Consider the following 17,671-nt stretch of genomic DNA (forward strand, 5'->3'; position numbering starts at 1 on the left):
AGGGCGGAAGGGCTAAGCTTCGATCGGATCCTCTACTTGATCAGCGGCAGCAGCGTTTCGGCGGTGATGCGCATCTGGTCGGTGTAGAATTTCTCGGTGAGCACACTGGAGCCGTGGTCCTGGATGAATTTGAGCTGCTCGGGCGAGATGTCGACCGGGTTGCGCTCCACCATCTCCGGGTAGGGAGCGGCCGGCGTGCGGTCGACGGGCGCGACGAACTCATTGGTCAGCGCGCCGTCATAGCCGATCTCCTTCAACGTGCCGACGATCTTCGGCCAATCGATCTGGCCGAGACCGGCGGCGAAGCGGTTGTTGTCGGCGACATGGAAGTCGTAGAGGCGTTTTCCGACCTGCCGGATGGCGTCATAGACGTTAAATTCCTCCATGTGGATGTGATAGGCGTCGAGGCAGACGCCGCATTCCGGGCTCACCGCGTCGGCGAGCGCCAGCGCCTGGGCGCCGCGGTTGAAGAGATAGGTCTCGAAGCGGTTGAGCGGCTCCACGGCGATCTTGACGCCGACCTTCTTGGCATGGGCGAAACACTCGCGCGTGGCGTCCACCACCCAGCCCCATTCTTCCGCCTCGGTGCCGTCCGGCACCACCTTGCCAACGGTCGCGGGAACCAGCGTGATGATCTCGCCGTCGAGCTCGCTCACCATGGTCAGCACGTCCTTGACGTATTGCACCGAGCGCTCGCGCTGGCCTTGGTTCTTGGCGGCAAGGTTGCGTTCGCCCAGCATCAGTGTCACCGCGCCCCAGCAGCGGATGCCGTGCTCCTTCAGCAGCGCGCGCGTTTCCTTGATCCGGTACTGCTCGGGCTCACCGGAAATCTCGATCGACTCATAGCCGAACTTCTTGATGCGCTTGAGCGTCACCTCCAGCGGCTCCGCCCGCATCCAGTTGTGCGTCGAAAGATGCATGGTCTATCCTTCCCAGAATTCGCCTGTCACTTTTGCCCCGACGCCTCCAAAAAAGAGGGCGCCGCACGATTCCTCCCCAAGGCGTTCCAGCGATTTTTCTTGAAACTGGTTCGACCAATTGGGCCTGACAAGACCTCTACAGCAAATTCACATGAACGGCAAGGAGACCGCACGTGACGCCCGGCTCTCTATACAATGTGTTGATTTTAATGGGTTAAATCTTCCTCTTACGGTTGTGGGCACTGCCTTTCCGCCATTTGCTGTGGCTTGACCGGATGGCTAGATTTGGTAATACCAGAATGACGCCATGTTTTGGCGCCGACACCAAACGACCAAACAGGCTGGCCCTCATTCCAATCGGCGCTATGCTTGGTCGCGAAACCGAGAGAGGGAGGATGCCGATGCCGACGACAATGAAGGGTCCCGGCCTGTTTCTGGCGCAGTTCGCGGGCGACGCGGCGCCGTTCAATTCGCTGGCCTCGATCGCCAAATGGGCAGCCGGCCTGGGCTACAAGGGCGTGCAGATCCCGACCTGGGACGGGCGCCTGTTCGACCTCAAGAAAGCGGCATCGTCGAAGGCCTATTGCGACGAGGTAAAAGGCATATGCGCCGACGCCGGCGTCGAGATCACCGAGCTGTCGACGCACCTTCAGGGTCAGCTCGTCGCGGTGCATCCGGCCTATGACGCGCAGTTCGACGGTTTCGCGCCGCCCGAGGTGCACAACAATCCGAAGGCCCGGCAGAAATGGGCGGTCGAGCAGATGGAATTCGGCGCCAAGGCATCGAAGAATCTCGGCCTCAAGGCCTCGGTATCCTTCAGCGGCGCGCTCGCTTTCCCCTACCTCTATCCGTGGCCGCAGCGCCCGCCGGGGCTGATCGAGGAGGCCTTCGCCGAGCTCGGCAAGCGCTGGAAGCCGATCCTCGACGTCTATGACGAGAACGGCGTCGACGTCGGCTACGAGATCCATCCGGGCGAGGACGTTTTCGACGGCGCGACCTTCGAGATGTTTCTCGACGCGGTCGGCGGCCACAAGCGCTGCAACATCAATTACGATCCGTCGCACTTCCTGTTGCAGCAACTCGACTATCTCGAATTCATCGACATCTATCACGAGCGGATCAAGGCCTTCCATGTCAAGGACGCCGAGTTCAACCCGACGGGACGGCAGGGCGTCTATTCCGGCTATCAGGGCTGGGTGAATCGCGCCGGACGCTTCCGTTCGCTCGGCGACGGGCAGGTGGATTTCAGCGGCATCTTTTCCAAGCTCACCCAGTACAACTACGATTCCTGGGCGGTGCTGGAATGGGAATGCTGTCTCAAGCATCCCGAGGACGGCGCCGCCGAAGGCGCCCCCTTCATCCAGCACCATATCATCCGGGTGACCGAGAGGGCATTCGACGATTTCGCCGGCGGCACGAGCGACAAGAAGCTGCTGCGGGCGATGATGGGAATCTAGCGCTACTTTCCCTCCCCTTTTGAGGGGAGGGTCGATCCGCAAAGCGGGTCGGGGTGGGGTCGCCGGGCGTGGGGCTCGGCATGAACCGACCCCACCGGCCCTTCGGGCCACCCTCCCCGAGGGGAGGCATATCCGAGACAACGAGGGAGACAAAAAATGGTCGGCGCATCGAAGTCGGAAACGGGAGGCGGCCCGATCCGCTACGGCATGGTGGGCGGCGGGCAGGGCGCCTTCATCGGCGCGGTGCACCGGATCGCGGCGCGCATGGACAATGATTTCGTGCTGGTGGCCGGCGCGCTGTCGTCGAATCCGGAACGGGCAAAGGCTTCGGCCGAAGAACTCGGGCTCGATCCGGCGCGCAGCTACGGTTCCTTTGCCGAGATGGCCAAGGCCGAAGCCAAGCGCCCGGACGGCATCGAGGCAGTGGCGATCGTGACGCCCAACAACGTGCATGTGCCTGCGGCGGAAGCCTTCCTAGAGGCCGGCATCCACGTCATCTGCGACAAGCCGCTGGCGACGTCGCTGGCCGAGGCGAAGAAGCTCGCGGCGCTGGTCGAAAAGACCGGCAAGGTGTTCGTGCTCACCCACAACTACACCGCCTATCCGATGGTGCGCCAGGCGCGCGAGATGGTGGCCAAGGGCATGCTTGGCGACATCCGCATCGTGCAGTCGGAATATCCGCAGGACTGGCTGACGGAAGACCTCGCCGCCACCGGCCAGAAGCAGGCCTCTTGGCGCTCGGACCCGAAGCAGGCCGGCGCCGGCGGCGCGCTCGGCGACATCGGCACGCATGCCTACAACCTAGCGCGCTTCGTCTCGGGGCTGGAGCTCGATGCGCTCTCGGCCGACCTCGACGCCTTCGTGCCGGGCCGCCAGCTCGACGACAACGTCAATGTGCTGCTGCGCTTCAAGCCGGTCGGCAACAAGCATCCGGCCAAGGGCATGATCTGGGCGAGCCAGGTGGCGCCTGGCCACGAGAACGGACTGAAGCTGCGCATCTACGGTTCGAAGGGCGGACTTGAATGGGTGCAGGCCGATCCGAACTATCTCTGGTACACGCCGTTCGGCCAGCCGAAGCAGTTGCTGACCCGCGCCGGCGCCGGCGCGATGCCGGTGGCAGCGCGCGTGACTCGTGTTCCATCAGGCCATCCAGAGGGCTATCTCGAAGGTTTCGCCAACATCTACCAGGAGGCGGCCCGCGCCATTCGCGCGGCGCGCAAGAAGGGCGGCAAGCTGGCTAAGGATGTGATCTTCCCGACGATCGCGGACGGCGTTGAAGGCATGGCCTTCATCGAGGCCTGCGTGAAGTCGTCGAAGAAGAATGGGGCGTGGACGAAACTGTAGCCAGGGAGCATGTGGCAGAGCCGGCGGGAAGGGACAGCCGGGCGTTGAAGGGGGAGGGTGTCGATGAAAATCGGCATGTGCATGTTCTTGTGGACGACCAGCGTCTCGAAGAAGCACGAGGCGCTGCTGAAGGACATCAAGGCGACAGGCTTCGACGGCGTCGAGGTCCCGGTCTTTGCGGGTGAACCCGACGACTACAAAAGGCTCGGTGAGATGCTCGACCGCATCGGCCTGGAGCGCACCGCGGTCTCCGCCATGGGCGATCCGGCGATGAACCTGATCTCGTCGGACGCTGCGACGCGCAGGGCCGGTATCGACTACATGAAATGGGCGATCGACTGCAGCGCGGCGCTCGGCGCGGACCGATTGAGCGGGCCGCTGCATTCGACGCTCGGCGCTTTTTCCGGCAGCGGGCCGACGGCGGCGGAGAAGAAGCGTTCGATCGCCTCGCAGCGCGCCATCGGCGACCATGCCGGCAAGAAAGGCATCACCATCGGGCTCGAGGCTCTCAACCGCTTCGAATGCTATCTGCTCAACACGATGGACGATCTGTCGGAACACATCGATGCGATCGACCGCCCGCACATCAAGGCGATGTACGACACTTTCCACGCCAATATCGAGGAAGCCGACCCGATCGGCGCCTATGCGCGCAACCGCAAGAACATCGTCCACATCCATATTTCGGAGAACGACCGCGGCGTGCCGGGGCGCGGCAACATCCCCTGGAAGGAAACCTTCGCCGCCATCCGCAAGAGCGGCTATGACGACTGGCTGACCATCGAATCCTTCGGGCGTTCGCTGAAGGATCTGGCGGCGGCGACTAAGGTGTGGCGCGATTTCGCCGAGAGCCCCGAGGCGGTCTATCGCGAAGGGTACAGGCATATCAAGGATGGGTGGAGGAAGGCGGCGTAAGCCTTCCCTTCGTCATCCACGGGCGGAGCGGGAGCGAAGCGGACGCGGAGCCCCGAGGATCCATTCCGTGACGTCGACGCTTCGCAACGGTGCAGATCGGGACGCCGAGTAAGCGCCACTTTTTGAACCGCTGCATTCCATGGCCAATGTCACGGAATGGATCCTCGGGTCTGCGCCGCGTCGCTTCGCTCCTTGCTTCGCCAGAGGATGACGAAGGCGCGAACTACCCCGGCGCAGCCTGCAACCTATTGTAATCATGCAGCGTGCGGCTGAGCCTGCGGCGCAGGAAGTTCGAGATGTTGTCGAAGATAAAGACGACGAGCAGCGTCAAGAGCACCATATAGAAGACGTTCGCCCAATTCGAGTTGGTGCGCATGGCTTCCCACAGCTTCAGGCCGATGCCGCCGGCGCCAACGGCGCCGATGATGGTCGCGCCGCGGGTGTTCGATTCCCACTGGTAGAGTGTCTGGCTGATGAAGATCGGCACCACTTCCGGCAGCACGCCGTAGCGCTGCACCAGGATGCCGTTGGCGCCGGTCGAGAGCACGCCTTCGCGCGGCTTGTCGTCGATGTTTTCCAGCGCCTCCGAATAGGTTTTGCCGAGCGTGCCGATCTCGGTGAAGAAGATAGCGGCGCTTCCCGCCAGCGGGCCGGGGCCGAAGGCGCGGGTGAAGAACAGCGCCCAGATCAGCATGTCGACCGAACGCATGAAGTCGAAGAAGCGCTTCAGCACCTGGCTGAGCAGGCCGCTCGGCGTAATGTTGCGGGCGGCGAAGAAGGCGAGCGGGAAGGCGACGATGCCACCGAGCAGCGTGCCGAGGAACGCCATGACGATGGTCTGCAGCAGCTTCGTCCAGACATCGCCATGCTGCCACTGGGCGTTGTTCCAGATGTTGTCGGCGGCTAAAGCGAGGTTCGATGTGCCCGGCTGGAGCTCAGGACCGGAGAGGATCAGCGAGAACACCTCGCCCGCCGATTTGCCGAAGAAGGGCGAGCGTGTGTCGAAGACGAAATTCGCCCAGCCGAGGAAGCGCTTGCGCACCTTGACGCGGTCGACGGTGACGCGCACCTCGCCGACAAAGCCCATCCTGGCGACGACCTCGTCGTCATGCACGATGACCCAGTCCGGCACCGGACCGGTAACCACCGGCTTGCCGCCGGTCAGCGATATCGGCACGGTCTGGCCGTTGGCGACGATCGTCGCCTTGGTCTTGTCGAAGGTGACGGATCTGGCCTCACCGTCGATCTGCACGGTGTAGGTGCCGTCGGGATTCTTGATCACCCAATCCGGATCGGGATGTTCGCCGAGCGCGGAGAAGCGCGGATATTTCGGCGTGATCTCAGGCTGGTCGAGCCGGAATTCCGGCTGCAGGTCGTAGCTGATCCATTGCGACAGGAAGAGCGGCAGGCGCTCCCAGTGCGATTCCCTCAGCACCTGTGGCAGGCTGAAGAACCACAAGGCGTAGGCGAGATAAAGCAGGGTGCCGACGATCAGAAATAGCGGCCAGAAGCGCTTGTAGGCCGGCCGTTGGAATACCTGCGGGTGGCGATCCTCAATGGCTTTGATTTCATCGACTGTCATGGCCATTTCAGGCATTCATCAAGAAGGCTTGTTCACCAACCAGCTTGCGGCGCAGCCAGGCGGAGAACTGGTCGACCAAGAAGATGGTAACGAAGAGAAGCAGCACCAGCGCCAGGGTCTTGGCGCCGAATCCGCGCGAGATGGCAAGCTTCAGCTCCTCGCCGATGCCGCCGCCGCCCACGGCTCCCATGATGGTCGAGATGCGCACGTTGATCTCGATCCTGAGCAGCGTGTAGGACATGAAGTTGGGCAGCACCTGCGGCAGGTCGGCGAAGCGCACCCGCTCGATCCAGTTGGCGCCGACCGCGCGCAGGCCTTCCTCGGGCCGCATGTCGATGTTCTCGTTGATCTCGTAGAACAGCTTGCCCAGCGCGCCGATCGAATGCAGGCCGATGGCGATGATGGCTGCTACCGGGCCGATCGAGACGATGGCCGCGAACAGGCCGGCGATGACGATCTCCGGGAAGGCGCGTAGCAGTTCCATGAAACGCTTGACGATGAGCCGCAGGATCTGGCTCGGCGTCAGGTTGCGCGCGGCGATGAAGGAGAATGGCACGGCAAAGACGAAGCCGATGAAGGTCGAGACCAGCGCGACGTTGACGGTGGTCAGCATCAGCTCGAAATATTCGGGGATGTAGAAGCCGCCCCAGATATAGACGCGGCCGAGCGGAAAGTTGAACTCCTGCGTGCCTTTGTCGTGCGGCGAGGCGATGTCGAACAGCGCTCGCCAGACGTCGTTCCAGTCCTTCGGGATAAGCCAGCTCAGGAAGTCGAGGATATGCGGCAGCCGCTCGAAGAAATGGCCCGCATTGGCTTCGTCAGCGAACCACATGGTCGCGACCATGGCGACCAGCAGCAGGCCGACGCCGAGCGCGGTGTAGAAGCGGCGCAGCGACGTCTGGCGCCGCCAGGCGTCGGCCTGCTGCCGCGTCGCTTCGGAATGAATTGTCGCTGTTGTCATGATCGGTGAATGCAAAAAGGGCGGCGTTTTAAGACGCCGCCCCTTTCCTGATGTCGTCAGCCGCCGATCGCGGCTTTGCGGGCCTCGACGATGACCTTGTAGAAGTCCGGCTTCACGGGAACGTAGCCGGTGAAATCGCCGCCCTCGACACCTTCGAAGCAGGGCTTGTCCTTGGTCGGCAGCTGGGTGAAGAAGTCGGTGAGCTTGGCGGTCATGTCGGCGCCGAGCGCGGTGCGGACGACCAGCGGGCCGTTCGGGATCAGGCCCGAGCGCCACACTTCGACGAAGTCGTTCGGGTCGACGGCGCCCTTGGCGACTTCCTTGTGGAAGGTGCCGGAGGTGTAGCCGTTCTTGAAGTCGCCGATGCCGGAGGAATCGTCCACCGCCACGTCGACCTTGCCGTCGCGGACGGCAAGCACGTTGTTCTCATGACCGCCGTTGAACTGGGTCGAGGCGAAGTAGCTCTCGTTGGAAGCGCCGGTGTCCTTCGGAATCTGGGTCAGCGGGATCAGGTAGCCCGAGGTCGAATCCGGGTCGGCATAGCCGAGCTTCTTTCCCTTGGCCGACTTGATATCGGTGATGCCGGAAGTCTTCAGTGCCAGGCCGATTGAATAGTAACCGGTCGAGCCGTCGGTCTGCTTGGTGGTGAGGATCGGGGTGACGGCGTTCGGGTCCTTGAGGTAGACGCTGGCGTAGCCGGACGCGCCGAGCTCGGCGAAGTCGAGCGTGCCGCCGAGCAGGCCCTGGATGACGCCGTCATAGTCGGCGGCCGGGAACAGCGACACCTTCTCGAAGCCGAATTCGGCCTTCAGGTGGTCGGCAAGGCACTGGTAGTTGCGCAGACGATCGGTCTCGTTCTCGCCGCCGAGGATGCCGACGCGGAACTCCTTGATGTCAGCGGCGTGGGCGGCGCTTGCCGCCATGGCCAGCAACGATACGGCGCCAAAAACCATTTTCCTGAACATTGATCTCTCTCCTGTTTTGCCGGCTTCGCGCCGGCAGCGTTCGAATTTTTGAGTTCAGCCTTTGACGCGGGCGGGCGATCCGGGTTGCTCTTGCCGAAATCCACGATTTGCCCGGAGCGGCTACGATCCGGGCGATGGACTCAGTAGCCGGGGAAGGCCGGTTCGAGCGGTCCGGCGGATGCGGTGATCTTCGGCTTGATGTTGACGCTGGTCGACGTGATGGCCTCGGTGATCTCGACCCCGTTGGCGTCGGCGCCATAGACGGTGCGCACGGCATCGCGATCGAGATCCTCGGGCGCGCCGTCGAATACGACTTTGCCGGCGGCCATGCCGATGATGCGGTTGCAGTAGGCGCGGGCGGTGTCCAGCGTGTGCAGGTTGGTGACGACGGTGATGCCTTCGCGCAAATTGATGTCGCGCAGCGAGTCCATCACCACCTTGGCGTTGAGCGGGTCGAGCGAGGCGATCGGCTCGTCGGCCAGAAGCACCTTCGGCTGCTGCATCATGGCGCGCGCGATCGCCACGCGCTGCTGCTGGCCGCCGGACAGAGTGCCGGCCGGCTGCAACGCGGTGCGGGCGATATCGAGGCGCTCGAGCGCGGCCACCGCCTCGGCGCATTCGGTGCGCGAGAACATCCCAAGCAGGTTGGAAAGCGTAGAGCGGTGGTTGAGGCGGCCGAGCAGCACGTTGGTCAGCACGTCCAGGCGCGGCACGAGGTTGAACTGCTGGAAGATCATGGCGCAGTCGCGCTGCCAGCGGCGCAGCGGCGACCCCTGCAGGCTGGAAACCTCGGCGCCGTCAAAAAAAATCGATCCCTGGCTAGGATCGATGAGACGGTTGATCATGCGCAGAAGCGTCGACTTGCCGGCGCCGGAACGGCCAATGATGCCGACCATCTGGCCCTGCGGGATCGAGACGTTGATGTCGCTGACAGCGGTGTTCTTGCCAAATCGTCGGGTTACGCCGCGGATTTCCAGCGTGGCCGATGATGCTGACATGGCAAAACTCCGGTACGTCGCGGTTTCGAAGGTCCGTTAACCTTCGCTAGCGCAGCCCCATGAAGCTGGGGTGTCGGATTGATGTCAGTTTTGTTACGACTCACAGGCCAGATCATGTTGTCGGTTTGATGCATGTCGTTGTCCCAAAACCGCTTTGCACCTTTGGGCGACCTGCATCGACCGTCAGCCAAGGACGAGCAATTCCTCGAAATGCTTCATGTCCTTGAAGCTGCAGAAGGCAGGCGGGCGCAATTCGATCACCGGAGCCTCGCGATCGAGGAACGCCAGGCACTCGTCGAACAGGTCCTGCCAGGCGGACACTCGTTCGTCGGCAAGCCGGCGGATCTGATAGGCGAATGTGATGTGGAAGACATAAGTTTCGTGGTCCGGATGGCGGTAGCCGAACGGGATCGAGAGCGCGTCGCGCCATGCCTTGAGGACAGCGTGGTCCTCTTCCGTGGCACCGGCGACGGTCAGGCCGTTTGGCGTGACGCCGATGGTCTTGATCCTGAATGCACCGTTGCCCTCGAAGCCCTGCAGCCGCTCAAGGTAGAGGCGGGTCATCTCGTCGATGCTGGCATCGAGCGGCATGTCGGCCGGCCAGAAGGGAAGGCGGCGCCGGTACTCGATGATGCCTTGGAACAAGGTCATGTGCAGGCTGGAGATCGGCGTGAAGGCGAGGCGGTCGGCGTCGGGCATGGCGCGGATGCGCTCGCGCACCTCGATGATCGCGGCTTCCGATGGCGAGCCCGTGACAAGGTGGCTGACGACCGTGTTGCCAGGCTCAAGGAGGAAGTTGCCCGATGTGTCGTAGCGCGTGCCGAGATGCACCGGCGGCGTCGGGTTGGTGCCTTCGAAGAAGGAGGCGAGCGAGGGTTTTACTTTGTCGAGCATGACGATCTCCGTGGGGAAATCGCCTCCTGTCCGAGTCGTGTGTCAAGGATGTGAATGGTGAATGGTGAGGAAGGCTTCCCAGCCATTCACTATTGACCATTCACCATCGTCAGCCGCCATACTTCTCCAGGAAAGCCTCGGCCGAGAGCTCGCGGAAATCGTCGAGTGCCGAGCGCAGCCGGGCATGGTCCCAATCCCACCAGGCGAGCGCCTGGTAGCGTTCGGCGGTGCGGCGGTCGAAGCGCTCGCGGATCGGTTTTGCCGGCACGCCGGCCACGATGGTGTAAGGCGCGACATCCTTCGACACCACCGCGCCCGCGCCGACCGCCGCGCCGTCGCCGACGGTTACGCCCGGCAGGATGGTCGAGCCGTGACCGAGCCAGGTGTCGTGGCCGATGGTGACCCGTTTGGCGCGGCGCTGGGCAAAGAACTCGCTCTCATGCTCGGCATCGTCCCAGTAGTCCGAGGCGCGATAGGTGAAGTGGTGCAGCGTCGGCCGCGAGATCGGGTGGTTGGTGGCGTTGATGCGCACAGCGGCCGCGATGTTGGAGAACTTTCGAATGGTCGCGCACCAGACGGCGCAATCCTGCATCATGTAGGAATAGTCGCCGAGCTCGCTTTCCGAGACGCGGCTGCGCTCGGCGATCTCGGTCCAACGGCCGAGCTTCGAGTTCTCGACCTCAGCCGTCTCGTGAACCAGCGGCGCCTCCGAAAGCTTCTTCGTCATGCGGCGATCTTTCCGGCGGCGAAGGCGGTGACATCGATGACGCGGTCGGCAACCGCGTCGCGCACGTCCTGGTCATGGAAGATGCCGAGCAGAGCAACGCCAGCCCCCTTCTTGGCGGCGATGAGTTCGACCACGACGTCGCGGTTCCTGGCGTCGAGCGAAGCGGTCGGCTCGTCGAGCAGCAGGATCGGATGCTCGGTGATGAAGCCGCGCGCGATGTTGACGCGCTGCTGCTCGCCGCCGGAGAATGTCGCCGGCGGCAGCGCCCAGAGCTTTTCCGGCAAATTGAGTTGCGCAAGCAAGGTGCGTGCTTTCTCCCGCGCCGCCTCTCTGTCCTCGCCGCGCTCGACCAGGGGCTCGGCGACGACGTCGAGCGCCGAAACACGCGGCACGGTGCGCAGGAACTGGCTGACATAACCGATGGTGTGACGGCGCACGGAGAGCACGGTGCGCGGGCTGGCGGAGGCGAGGTCGATCAGCCCACCATGCTGGACGATGATCTGGCCAGCGTCGACGGCGTAATTGCCGTAGAGCATTTTGAGGATCGAGCTTTTCCCCGCGCCGGACGGGCCGCCGAGCACCGCGCATTCGCCGGCGCGGATCGAGAAGGAGACGCCAGCCACCACCGGCAGCGTGACGCCGTCGCGCAGATGCATGGTGAAGCTTTTGGCGACATCGGAAACGACGAGAGGCGTGGGCATCAGAAAGTGCTCCTGTCGCTGTTTGCGTGGTGGCTGAAGTACCCCCACCCGGACCTTCCCACAAGGGGGAGGTAGGGCGCCGGCGTTCCACCCTTCCTCTTGTGGGAAAGGTCGCTGCGAAGCGGCGGGGTGGGGGTCGGTGCCAAGGAAATGCGTTCCATCATCACACCTGTAAAATCGAAGACACGAGCAGCTGCGTATACGGCGCGCGCGGGTCGTCGAGCACGCGGTCGGTGAGGCCGCTTTCGACGACACGGCCGTCCTTCATCACCATCATGCGCTGCGACAGAAGCCGCGCCACGGCGAGGTCGTGCGTGACGACGATGGCCGCGAGGCCGAGATCGGTGACAAGCCCTCGCAACAGGTCGAGCAGGCGCGCCTGCACCGAAACGTCGAGCCCGCCCGTCGGCTCGTCCATGAACACCAGCCGCGGTCCGGTCACCAGGTTGCGGGCGATCTGCAGGCGCTGGCGCATGCCGCCGGAAAAGGCGCGCGGTTCGTCGTCGATGCGGTCTTCGTCGATCTCGACGCGCGACAGCCAGTCGACGGCGGTGGCGCGGATCTTGCCGTAATGGCGGTCGCCGACCGCCATCAGCCGCTCGCCGACATTGGCGCCGGCCGAAACCGTCATGCGCAGGCCGTCGGCCGGGTTCTGATGGACAAAACCCCAGTCGGTGCGCATCAGGAAGCGGCGCTCGGCCTCGCTCATGCGGTAGAGCTCGCGCCACTGACCGTCGCGCATGCGGTAGCTCGCCGTGCCGGAAGAGGGCAGCAGACGCGTGGATAGGCAGTTGAGCAGCGTCGTCTTGCCGGAGCCGGACTCGCCGACCACCGCCAGCACCTCGCCCGGCCACAGATCGAAAGTGACGTTCTCGCAGCCGACGCGTGAGCCGTAGAATTTGGAGAGCGCCGAGACGCGCAGCAGAGGTTCGTCGCTCATTGGGCCTCCTTACCCTCCCCCTTGTGGGGAGGGTCGGCGCGCAGCGCCGGGGTGGGGGTTGAGGAAGAAGAAAATTGATCATGATCCCCACCCGCGCCTTCGGCGCGACCTCCCCACAAGGGGGAGGTAGGATCGCTGCGCCGCTTCTCGCAGTGATCGGTGTCCGAGCAGACGAACATGTGGCCGCCATGGTCATCGAGGATGACCTCGTCGAGATAGACGTTCTCGGCGCCGCAGAGCGCGCAGGGCTGGTCGAAGGTCTGCACCTCGAAAGGATGGTCCTCGAAATCAAGGCTGACGACGTCGGTGAAAGGCGGCACCGCATAGATGCGCTTCTCGCGGCCGGCGCCGAAGAGCTGCAAGGCCGGCGAACGATGCATCTTCGGATTGTCGAATTTCGGCGTCGGCGACGGGTCCATCACATAGCGGCCCTCGACCTTGACCGGATAGGCGTAAGTGGTGGCGATGCGGCCGTGCCTGGCGATGTCCTCATAGAGCTTTACATGCATGAGACCATATTCCTCCAGCGCATGCATCTTGCGCGTCTCGGTCTCGCGCGGCTCGAGGAAGCGCAGCGGCTCGGGGATCGGCACCTGGAAGACCAGCACCTGGCCCGCGTTGAGCGGCTGCTCCGGGATACGGTGGCGGGTCTGGATGATCGTCGCCTTGGCGGTCTCTGTGGTGACCGCGACCTTGGCGACCTTTTTGAAGAAGGCGCGGATCGAAACGGCGTTGGTGGTGTCGTCGGCGCCCTGGTCGATGACCTTGAGCACATCGTCCGGGCCGATGATCGATGCGGTGACCTGCACGCCGCCGGTGCCCCAGCCATAGGGCATCGGCATCTCGCGCGAGGCGAAGGGCACCTGGTAGCCGGGAATGGCAATGCCCTTGAGGATCGCGCGGCGGATCATCCGCTTGGTCTGCTCGTCGAGATAGGCGAAGTTGTAGGTGGCGATGTCTGTCGGTTGCACGTTCATTCCGCGGCCTCCCTTTTCTCTTCACCGTTGCCCCCATTTTCCCGCGCCTCGTATTCGGCGCGCATGCGGCGGACCAGGTCGAGCTCGGCCTGGAAGTCGACATAGTGCGGCAGCTTGAGGTGCTCGACGAAGCCGGTGGCCTGGACATTGTCGGAATGCGAGATGACGAACTCCTCGTCCTGCGCGGCGGCCACGACGTCCTCGCCAAGTTCGGTCGCGCGCAGCGCCCGGTCGCACAGTGCCATCGCCATCGCCTTGCGCTCGCTCTGCCCGAAGACCAGTCCGTAGCCGCGGGTGAATTGCGGCGGCGCCTTGGCCGAGCCCTTGAACTGGTTGACCATCTGGCACTCGGTGACGCGGATCGAGCCCAGCGGTACGGCGAAGGGCAGCTCGGGCACGTCGAGCTCCAGCTCGACCTCGCCGATGCGCACCTCGCCGACAAAGGGGTGATTGCGCGCATAGCCGCGCTGCGTCGAGTAGCCGAGCGCCAGCAGGAAACCCTCATCGCCGCGCGACAGCGCCTGCAGGCGGATGTCGCGCGCCATCGGGAATTGCAGCGGCTCGCGGGTGATGTCGCCGGGGATGTGGTCTAGCGGCATGTCGCCATCCGCCTCGATCAGGCCCTCATGGGCTAGGATCGCGGAGACGCGCGGCATGGCTTCCGCTTCGGCCGAGCGCTGCGCGGGCGTCTCGACTTCCGCGCCGGCGGCAAGCTCCGGATCGAGCAGGCGGTGGGTATAGTCGAAGGTCGGACCGAGCACCTGGCCGCCGGGCAGGTCCTTGTACGTGGCCGACACGCGCCGCTCGATCTGCATGGCGCCGGTGTCGACCGGGTTGGCGTAGCCGAAGCGCGGCAGCGTGGTGCGGTAGGCGCGCACCAGGAAGATCGCCTCGATCATGTCGCCCCGCGCCTGGACGAGGGCCAAAGCCGCGAGCTCGCGGTCGTAGAGCGAGCCTTCGCTCATCACCCGGTCGACGCCGAGCGCAAGCTGCTCGACGATCTGATCGAGGCGCAGGGCCGGCACCGAGCGGTCGCCGCGGCGGCGATCGGCAAGCAGGCGGTGGGCGTTGGCGATTGCGGCTTCGCCGCCTTTCACCGCGACATACATGTCATGCCTCCATCGTCTGGATGCGGGTGGTGCGCGGCAGGCAAGCGAGGTGGCCGGGCGCCGCCAGGATGATGTCGACGCCGCGCGGGAAACGCTGGTTGTTCTGCTTCCACTGCTCGACGAAATGGCGCGGCATGCCCGTCGGCGCGATTATCGCCGTCTTCTCGATGCCGGGGCCTTCGAGCAGTAGCGACGGACCGGAAGCGAGATCGTCGACCAACAGGATCAATGTCGTCGAGCGGTCGGGATATTCCTGCGTGCCCTGCGAGAAACCGTCGAGCGCCGCCATCTGCGCCGGATTGGCTACCAAAGCGAAATGCGCGTCGGCAGGCGTGTTGGCCAAGGGCGCGCCGGTGTGGAAACCGAGCCAGGCCTTCACAGACGCTTCGGCCTGCAGTCGCGGATCGATCCAGATCGGCGTGTCGTTGTCGCACAGCGACAACGCGACGGCGCCGGCAGTTTTAGACAGCGGCGCTGGTGGTTGGGCGAGCGCCGGCAGCGCCTGGACGCTGCCTGGGCGCGCCATGGCGTCCATGATGGCGCGGAATACGACTTGAGCGTTGAAGACGGGATCGGCGAAGCCGCCTTCGATCGATTGCGTGGCGATATCCATCAGTCCTCTCCGCGCACCATGGTGAAGAAATCGACTTTCGTGGCCGCCGTCTCGACCCGCCGTTTCTCGCGCGCCGCAACAAGCGCAGCGCGCAACGGCGCGACCAGTTTCGTTTCGACAGCCTCGCGATGAACAGGGTCCTGCCAGAGCGCGTCGGCGATTGCGGCGAGCCTGGCTTTGCTCTTGTCGCGGCCGAGCGCATAGGAATGGCCGACCTGCCCGGAGGGGAGCCGCACCGTTGCGCGGGTGACGGTCGCCTCGCCGACATTGAAGGGCGCGCCGCCGCCGCCGATCCTGCCACGCACCGTCACCAATCCGGTTTCCGGACCGCGCAGCAGTTCGGCCTCCAAGGGCAGGCCGGAGCCATTCCAAAGACGCGCGATCTCTTCGGGCGCTGCGTGCGCCAGCGTCGCCATAACGGCTTTTCGCTCGGCCTGCTCGCGCGCTTCCTGTCCTCGCATTGCTTCACTCCTCGCATCGAGATAATTTGTATATTGATATAGACAACTATACAAATTATAGTCACCTCGTAACGAGAGTCCATGACGGGTGGATGACAAAAGGGGAAAAATGTTCGGGGGCAGGAAATGATCGGGCTGGCGAGCAGCATCGAGAGGCGCAGCGGCGTGTCGCTGTGGCGGCAGATCGCCGACAGGATCCTGCAGGGGATCGCGAGCGGCGATTTCGTCGAGAATGCGGCGCTGCCGCCTGAGGTCGCGCTGGCCGAGCGCTACGGCGTCAACCGCCATACCGTACGCAGCGCCATTGCCGCGCTGGTGCAGGAAGGTGTGCTCAAGGCCGAGCAGGGGCGCGGCACCTTCGTTTTGTCGCGCAAGCGGCTGTCCTATCCGATCGGCGCGCGCACGCGCTTTTCGACCGGTCTGCAAGGGCAGACGAGCGAGCGGCACATCGCGCTCTTGTCGTCATCGACCGAGCCAGCCAATCGGCGCATCGCCGAAGCGCTCGCCATCGCCAGGGGGGCGGCCGTGATCCGTCTGGAGACGCGCGGCGAGGCCGACGGGCATGCGGTGTCGCGCGCGACGACCTGGTTCGATGCCAAGCGCTTCGCCGGCATCGAGGCCGCGATGGCCGAGACGGGATCGATCACGGCCTCGCTGAAGCGCTTCGGCATCAACGATTATCTGAGGCACTCGACGGTGCTGTCGGCGCGCCACGCCGATGCGGACGATCTTGCCGATCTCGACCTGCAGCCGGGCGCCATCGTGCTTGTCACGGTTGCCATCAATGTGACGGTCGATGGCCAGCCTATCCAGTTCGCGGAGTCGCGATTTCCCGCCGAGCGGGTCGAGTTGAGGCTTTCGGCGTTGTAGCTGGCCTTGTCCGAGACCGTGATTGATCTGACTCGCGCTGATACCAGACCAACTCCGGTCGCTACTTGTCAGCGGCTTGGCGTTTGAGGAGCGCCTTCCCGACCGACGCGGCGCGCCGTCAATTCGGTCCGGGTTCACCACCCGTCATGTTATGATCCGACCTCGATGACCGCCTTGATCAGCCCCGACTTCTCATGCGCCCATCGCGCGAGATCGCGCGGCGTGCCGGCAAGGGTCGTGCGATGGGTGACGAGCTTGGCGAGCGGCACGGCGCCGTCCCGGATCGAGGCGGCGACATGGTCGAAATCGGCATGCAAGGCGTTGCGGCTGCCGACCAGCGTCATCTCGCGTTTGTGGAATTCGGGGTCGGAGAAGGTGATGTCGTCCTTGACGACGCTGACCAGCACCAGCGTGCCGCCATGCGCGACATGGGCGAAGGCCGACTGCACCGATTGCGTGTTGCCGGTGGCGTCGAACACAAGGTCGAAACCTTCACCGCCGGTCGCCTGCCGCACCAGTTCGGTCGCCTGCGCCTTCGAGCCGTCGAGTGCCGCAAAGCCGAGCTCGCTTTCGGCGAAGCCGAGCCGCTCGGTGCTCATGTCGAGCAGGTTGACGTCGAGCCCGGCGATGCGGGCAAACAGCGCCGTGCCGAGGCCGATCGGCCCGGCGCCGATGACCAGAGTGCGCTGGCCGGGCACGGCATGCGAGCGCCGCACGGCGTGCGCGCCGATCGCCAGGAATTCGACCGCCGCCGCATCGGCCAGCGACAGGCCGTTCGCTGGGTAAAGGTTCTGCGCCGGCACCAGGATCTCGTCGCACATGGCGCCGTCGCGATGCACGCCGAGCACCTCGATGCTGACGCAGCAATTCGGCTTGCCCTGGCGACAAGCGATGCATTCGCCGCAGGCGAGATAGGGATTGATGATCACCGGCTCGCCCACGGAAAGGTCGACGTTTTCACCCCTCTCGACGACCGTGCCCGAGACCTCGTGGCCCATGATGCGCGGGTAGGCGAGGAAAGGGTGCTTGCCTTCGAAAATGTGGTAGTCGGTGCCGCAGATGCCGACATGGCTGACGGCGACCCGCGCCCAGCCGGGCGGCGGCGCACCGGGTTCCGTACGGTCTTCGAGGACAAGGTCGCCGGGCGAGCGGCAGACGACGGCTTTCATGCGCTGATCCAGTACTTGCGAGAGCGCCGGCCTCGGTCGATCGAGGCCGGTGCGCCATTTCAGGGACG

The 17,671-nt window shown here is 64.4% G+C and carries 17 protein-coding genes and 1 pseudogene; 4 read left to right on the forward strand and 14 right to left on the reverse strand.

Annotated elements, in window-relative coordinates:
* Positions 1–32: 32 nt before the first annotated feature.
* Positions 33–920, reverse strand: a complete 888-nt coding sequence (locus tag P9236_RS06545; RefSeq protein ID WP_278073785.1) for a sugar phosphate isomerase/epimerase — start codon at positions 918–920, stop codon at positions 33–35.
* 401 nt (positions 921–1,321) lie between these two features.
* On the opposite strand from P9236_RS06545, the gene P9236_RS06550 reads away from it, so the two are divergent.
* From P9236_RS06550 to P9236_RS06560, 3 genes are all read left to right on the forward strand, one after another.
* On the forward strand, positions 1,322–2,377 hold the full coding sequence (locus P9236_RS06550; RefSeq protein ID WP_278073786.1) for a sugar phosphate isomerase/epimerase: 1,056 nt from the start codon (positions 1,322–1,324) through the stop codon (positions 2,375–2,377).
* Positions 2,378–2,533: 156 nt separating this feature from the next.
* On the forward strand, positions 2,534–3,721 hold the full coding sequence (locus tag P9236_RS06555) for a Gfo/Idh/MocA family oxidoreductase (protein WP_278073787.1): 1,188 nt from the start codon (positions 2,534–2,536) through the stop codon (positions 3,719–3,721).
* 63 nt (positions 3,722–3,784) lie between these two features.
* Positions 3,785–4,636, forward strand: a complete 852-nt coding sequence (locus tag P9236_RS06560) for a sugar phosphate isomerase/epimerase (protein ID WP_278073788.1) — start codon at positions 3,785–3,787, stop codon at positions 4,634–4,636.
* A gap of 223 nt (positions 4,637–4,859) precedes the next feature.
* Here the strand turns inward: P9236_RS06560 and phnE (P9236_RS06565) are convergent, their stop codons facing one another.
* The 12 genes and pseudogenes from phnE (P9236_RS06565) to phnG form a co-directional block, all read right to left on the reverse strand.
* Entirely contained in the window at positions 4,860–6,224 is a 1,365-nt protein-coding gene (gene phnE / locus P9236_RS06565) for a phosphonate ABC transporter, permease protein PhnE (RefSeq protein ID WP_278073789.1), read from the reverse strand.
* A gap of 1 nt (position 6,225) precedes the next feature.
* The gene (gene phnE / locus P9236_RS06570; RefSeq protein WP_278073790.1) at positions 6,226–7,179 is read right to left on the reverse strand and encodes a phosphonate ABC transporter, permease protein PhnE; all 954 of its coding nucleotides are present in this window, start codon (positions 7,177–7,179) and stop codon (positions 6,226–6,228) included.
* A gap of 56 nt (positions 7,180–7,235) precedes the next feature.
* A complete protein-coding gene (phnD, locus tag P9236_RS06575) occupies positions 7,236–8,144 on the reverse strand; it encodes a phosphonate ABC transporter substrate-binding protein (protein ID WP_278073791.1) in 909 nt (302 codons plus the stop codon).
* A 140-nt stretch (positions 8,145–8,284) separates the two neighbouring features.
* Positions 8,285–9,142, reverse strand: a complete 858-nt coding sequence (gene phnC, locus P9236_RS06580) for a phosphonate ABC transporter ATP-binding protein (RefSeq protein ID WP_278073792.1) — start codon at positions 9,140–9,142, stop codon at positions 8,285–8,287.
* Positions 9,143–9,325: 183 nt separating this feature from the next.
* Positions 9,326–10,036: a DUF1868 domain-containing protein gene (locus P9236_RS06585; protein ID WP_278073793.1), complete on the reverse strand. Its 711-nt coding sequence runs from the start codon at positions 10,034–10,036 to the stop codon at positions 9,326–9,328.
* Positions 10,037–10,145: 109 nt separating this feature from the next.
* Positions 10,146–10,763 (reverse strand): DapH/DapD/GlmU-related protein, encoded by a 618-nt coding sequence (locus P9236_RS06590; protein ID WP_278073794.1) that lies wholly within the window; start codon positions 10,761–10,763, stop codon positions 10,146–10,148.
* Complete coding sequence (gene phnL, locus P9236_RS06595) at positions 10,760–11,464, reverse strand: phosphonate C-P lyase system protein PhnL (RefSeq protein WP_278073795.1); 705 nt, start codon at positions 11,462–11,464, stop codon at positions 10,760–10,762. Before phnL ends, P9236_RS06590 begins: the two co-directional genes overlap by 4 nt.
* 163 nt (positions 11,465–11,627) lie before the next feature.
* Entirely contained in the window at positions 11,628–12,404 is a 777-nt protein-coding gene (gene phnK, locus P9236_RS06600) for a phosphonate C-P lyase system protein PhnK (protein WP_278073796.1), read from the reverse strand.
* 137 nt (positions 12,405–12,541) lie between these two features.
* Positions 12,542–13,381 (reverse strand): annotated as a pseudogene (locus tag P9236_RS06605) (alpha-D-ribose 1-methylphosphonate 5-phosphate C-P-lyase PhnJ); the annotation flags it as partial.
* On the reverse strand, positions 13,378–14,490 hold the full coding sequence (locus P9236_RS06610; protein WP_278073798.1) for a carbon-phosphorus lyase complex subunit PhnI: 1,113 nt from the start codon (positions 14,488–14,490) through the stop codon (positions 13,378–13,380). The gene P9236_RS06610 and the pseudogene P9236_RS06605, both read right to left, overlap by 4 nt.
* Before the next feature lies 1 nt (position 14,491).
* On the reverse strand, positions 14,492–15,103 hold the full coding sequence (gene phnH, locus P9236_RS06615) for a phosphonate C-P lyase system protein PhnH (protein WP_278073799.1): 612 nt from the start codon (positions 15,101–15,103) through the stop codon (positions 14,492–14,494).
* Positions 15,103–15,564: a phosphonate C-P lyase system protein PhnG gene (gene phnG / locus P9236_RS06620; RefSeq protein ID WP_278073800.1), complete on the reverse strand. Its 462-nt coding sequence runs from the start codon at positions 15,562–15,564 to the stop codon at positions 15,103–15,105. The genes phnH and phnG overlap by 1 nt, the downstream gene beginning before the upstream one ends.
* 126 nt (positions 15,565–15,690) lie before the next feature.
* Between phnG and phnF the strand changes: the two genes are divergently transcribed.
* Positions 15,691–16,434: a phosphonate metabolism transcriptional regulator PhnF gene (gene phnF / locus P9236_RS06625; RefSeq protein ID WP_278073801.1), complete on the forward strand. Its 744-nt coding sequence runs from the start codon at positions 15,691–15,693 to the stop codon at positions 16,432–16,434.
* Between the two features lie 149 nt (positions 16,435–16,583).
* Here the strand turns inward: phnF and P9236_RS06630 are convergent, their stop codons facing one another.
* Entirely contained in the window at positions 16,584–17,603 is a 1,020-nt protein-coding gene (locus P9236_RS06630; RefSeq protein ID WP_278073802.1) for a zinc-binding alcohol dehydrogenase family protein, read from the reverse strand.
* Positions 17,604–17,671 lie beyond the last annotated feature (68 nt).

Source organism: Mesorhizobium sp. WSM4884 (assembly GCF_029625675.1).
In the GTDB taxonomy this organism is placed as follows: Bacteria; Pseudomonadota; Alphaproteobacteria; order Rhizobiales; family Rhizobiaceae; genus Mesorhizobium.

What these genes read in the sequence shown, in the direction of transcription:
- phnD (WP_278073791.1), bottom strand. Translation starts at nt 8,144, where the DNA reads ATGTTCAGGAAAATGGTTTTTGGCGCCGTATCGTTGCTGGCCATGGCG.
- phnC (WP_278073792.1), bottom strand. Translation starts at nt 9,142, where the DNA reads ATGTCAGCATCATCGGCCACGCTGGAAATCCGCGGCGTAACCCGACGA.
- P9236_RS06610 (WP_278073798.1), bottom strand. Translation starts at nt 14,490, where the DNA reads ATGTATGTCGCGGTGAAAGGCGGCGAAGCCGCAATCGCCAACGCCCAC.
- P9236_RS06550 (WP_278073786.1), top strand. Translation starts at nt 1,322, where the DNA reads ATGCCGACGACAATGAAGGGTCCCGGCCTGTTTCTGGCGCAGTTCGCG.
- phnG (WP_278073800.1), bottom strand. Translation starts at nt 15,564, where the DNA reads ATGCGAGGACAGGAAGCGCGCGAGCAGGCCGAGCGAAAAGCCGTTATG.
- phnK (WP_278073796.1), bottom strand. Translation starts at nt 12,404, where the DNA reads ATGAGCGACGAACCTCTGCTGCGCGTCTCGGCGCTCTCCAAATTCTAC.
- P9236_RS06555 (WP_278073787.1), top strand. Translation starts at nt 2,534, where the DNA reads ATGGTCGGCGCATCGAAGTCGGAAACGGGAGGCGGCCCGATCCGCTAC.
- phnE (WP_278073789.1), bottom strand. Translation starts at nt 6,224, where the DNA reads ATGGCCATGACAGTCGATGAAATCAAAGCCATTGAGGATCGCCACCCG.
- phnL (WP_278073795.1), bottom strand. Translation starts at nt 11,464, where the DNA reads ATGCCCACGCCTCTCGTCGTTTCCGATGTCGCCAAAAGCTTCACCATG.
- phnH (WP_278073799.1), bottom strand. Translation starts at nt 15,103, where the DNA reads ATGGATATCGCCACGCAATCGATCGAAGGCGGCTTCGCCGATCCCGTC.
- P9236_RS06585 (WP_278073793.1), bottom strand. Translation starts at nt 10,036, where the DNA reads ATGCTCGACAAAGTAAAACCCTCGCTCGCCTCCTTCTTCGAAGGCACC.
- P9236_RS06560 (WP_278073788.1), top strand. Translation starts at nt 3,785, where the DNA reads ATGAAAATCGGCATGTGCATGTTCTTGTGGACGACCAGCGTCTCGAAG.
- phnE (WP_278073790.1), bottom strand. Translation starts at nt 7,179, where the DNA reads ATGACAACAGCGACAATTCATTCCGAAGCGACGCGGCAGCAGGCCGAC.
- phnF (WP_278073801.1), top strand. Translation starts at nt 15,691, where the DNA reads ATGATCGGGCTGGCGAGCAGCATCGAGAGGCGCAGCGGCGTGTCGCTG.
- P9236_RS06545 (WP_278073785.1), bottom strand. Translation starts at nt 920, where the DNA reads ATGCATCTTTCGACGCACAACTGGATGCGGGCGGAGCCGCTGGAGGTG.
- P9236_RS06630 (WP_278073802.1), bottom strand. Translation starts at nt 17,603, where the DNA reads ATGAAAGCCGTCGTCTGCCGCTCGCCCGGCGACCTTGTCCTCGAAGAC.
- P9236_RS06590 (WP_278073794.1), bottom strand. Translation starts at nt 10,763, where the DNA reads ATGACGAAGAAGCTTTCGGAGGCGCCGCTGGTTCACGAGACGGCTGAG.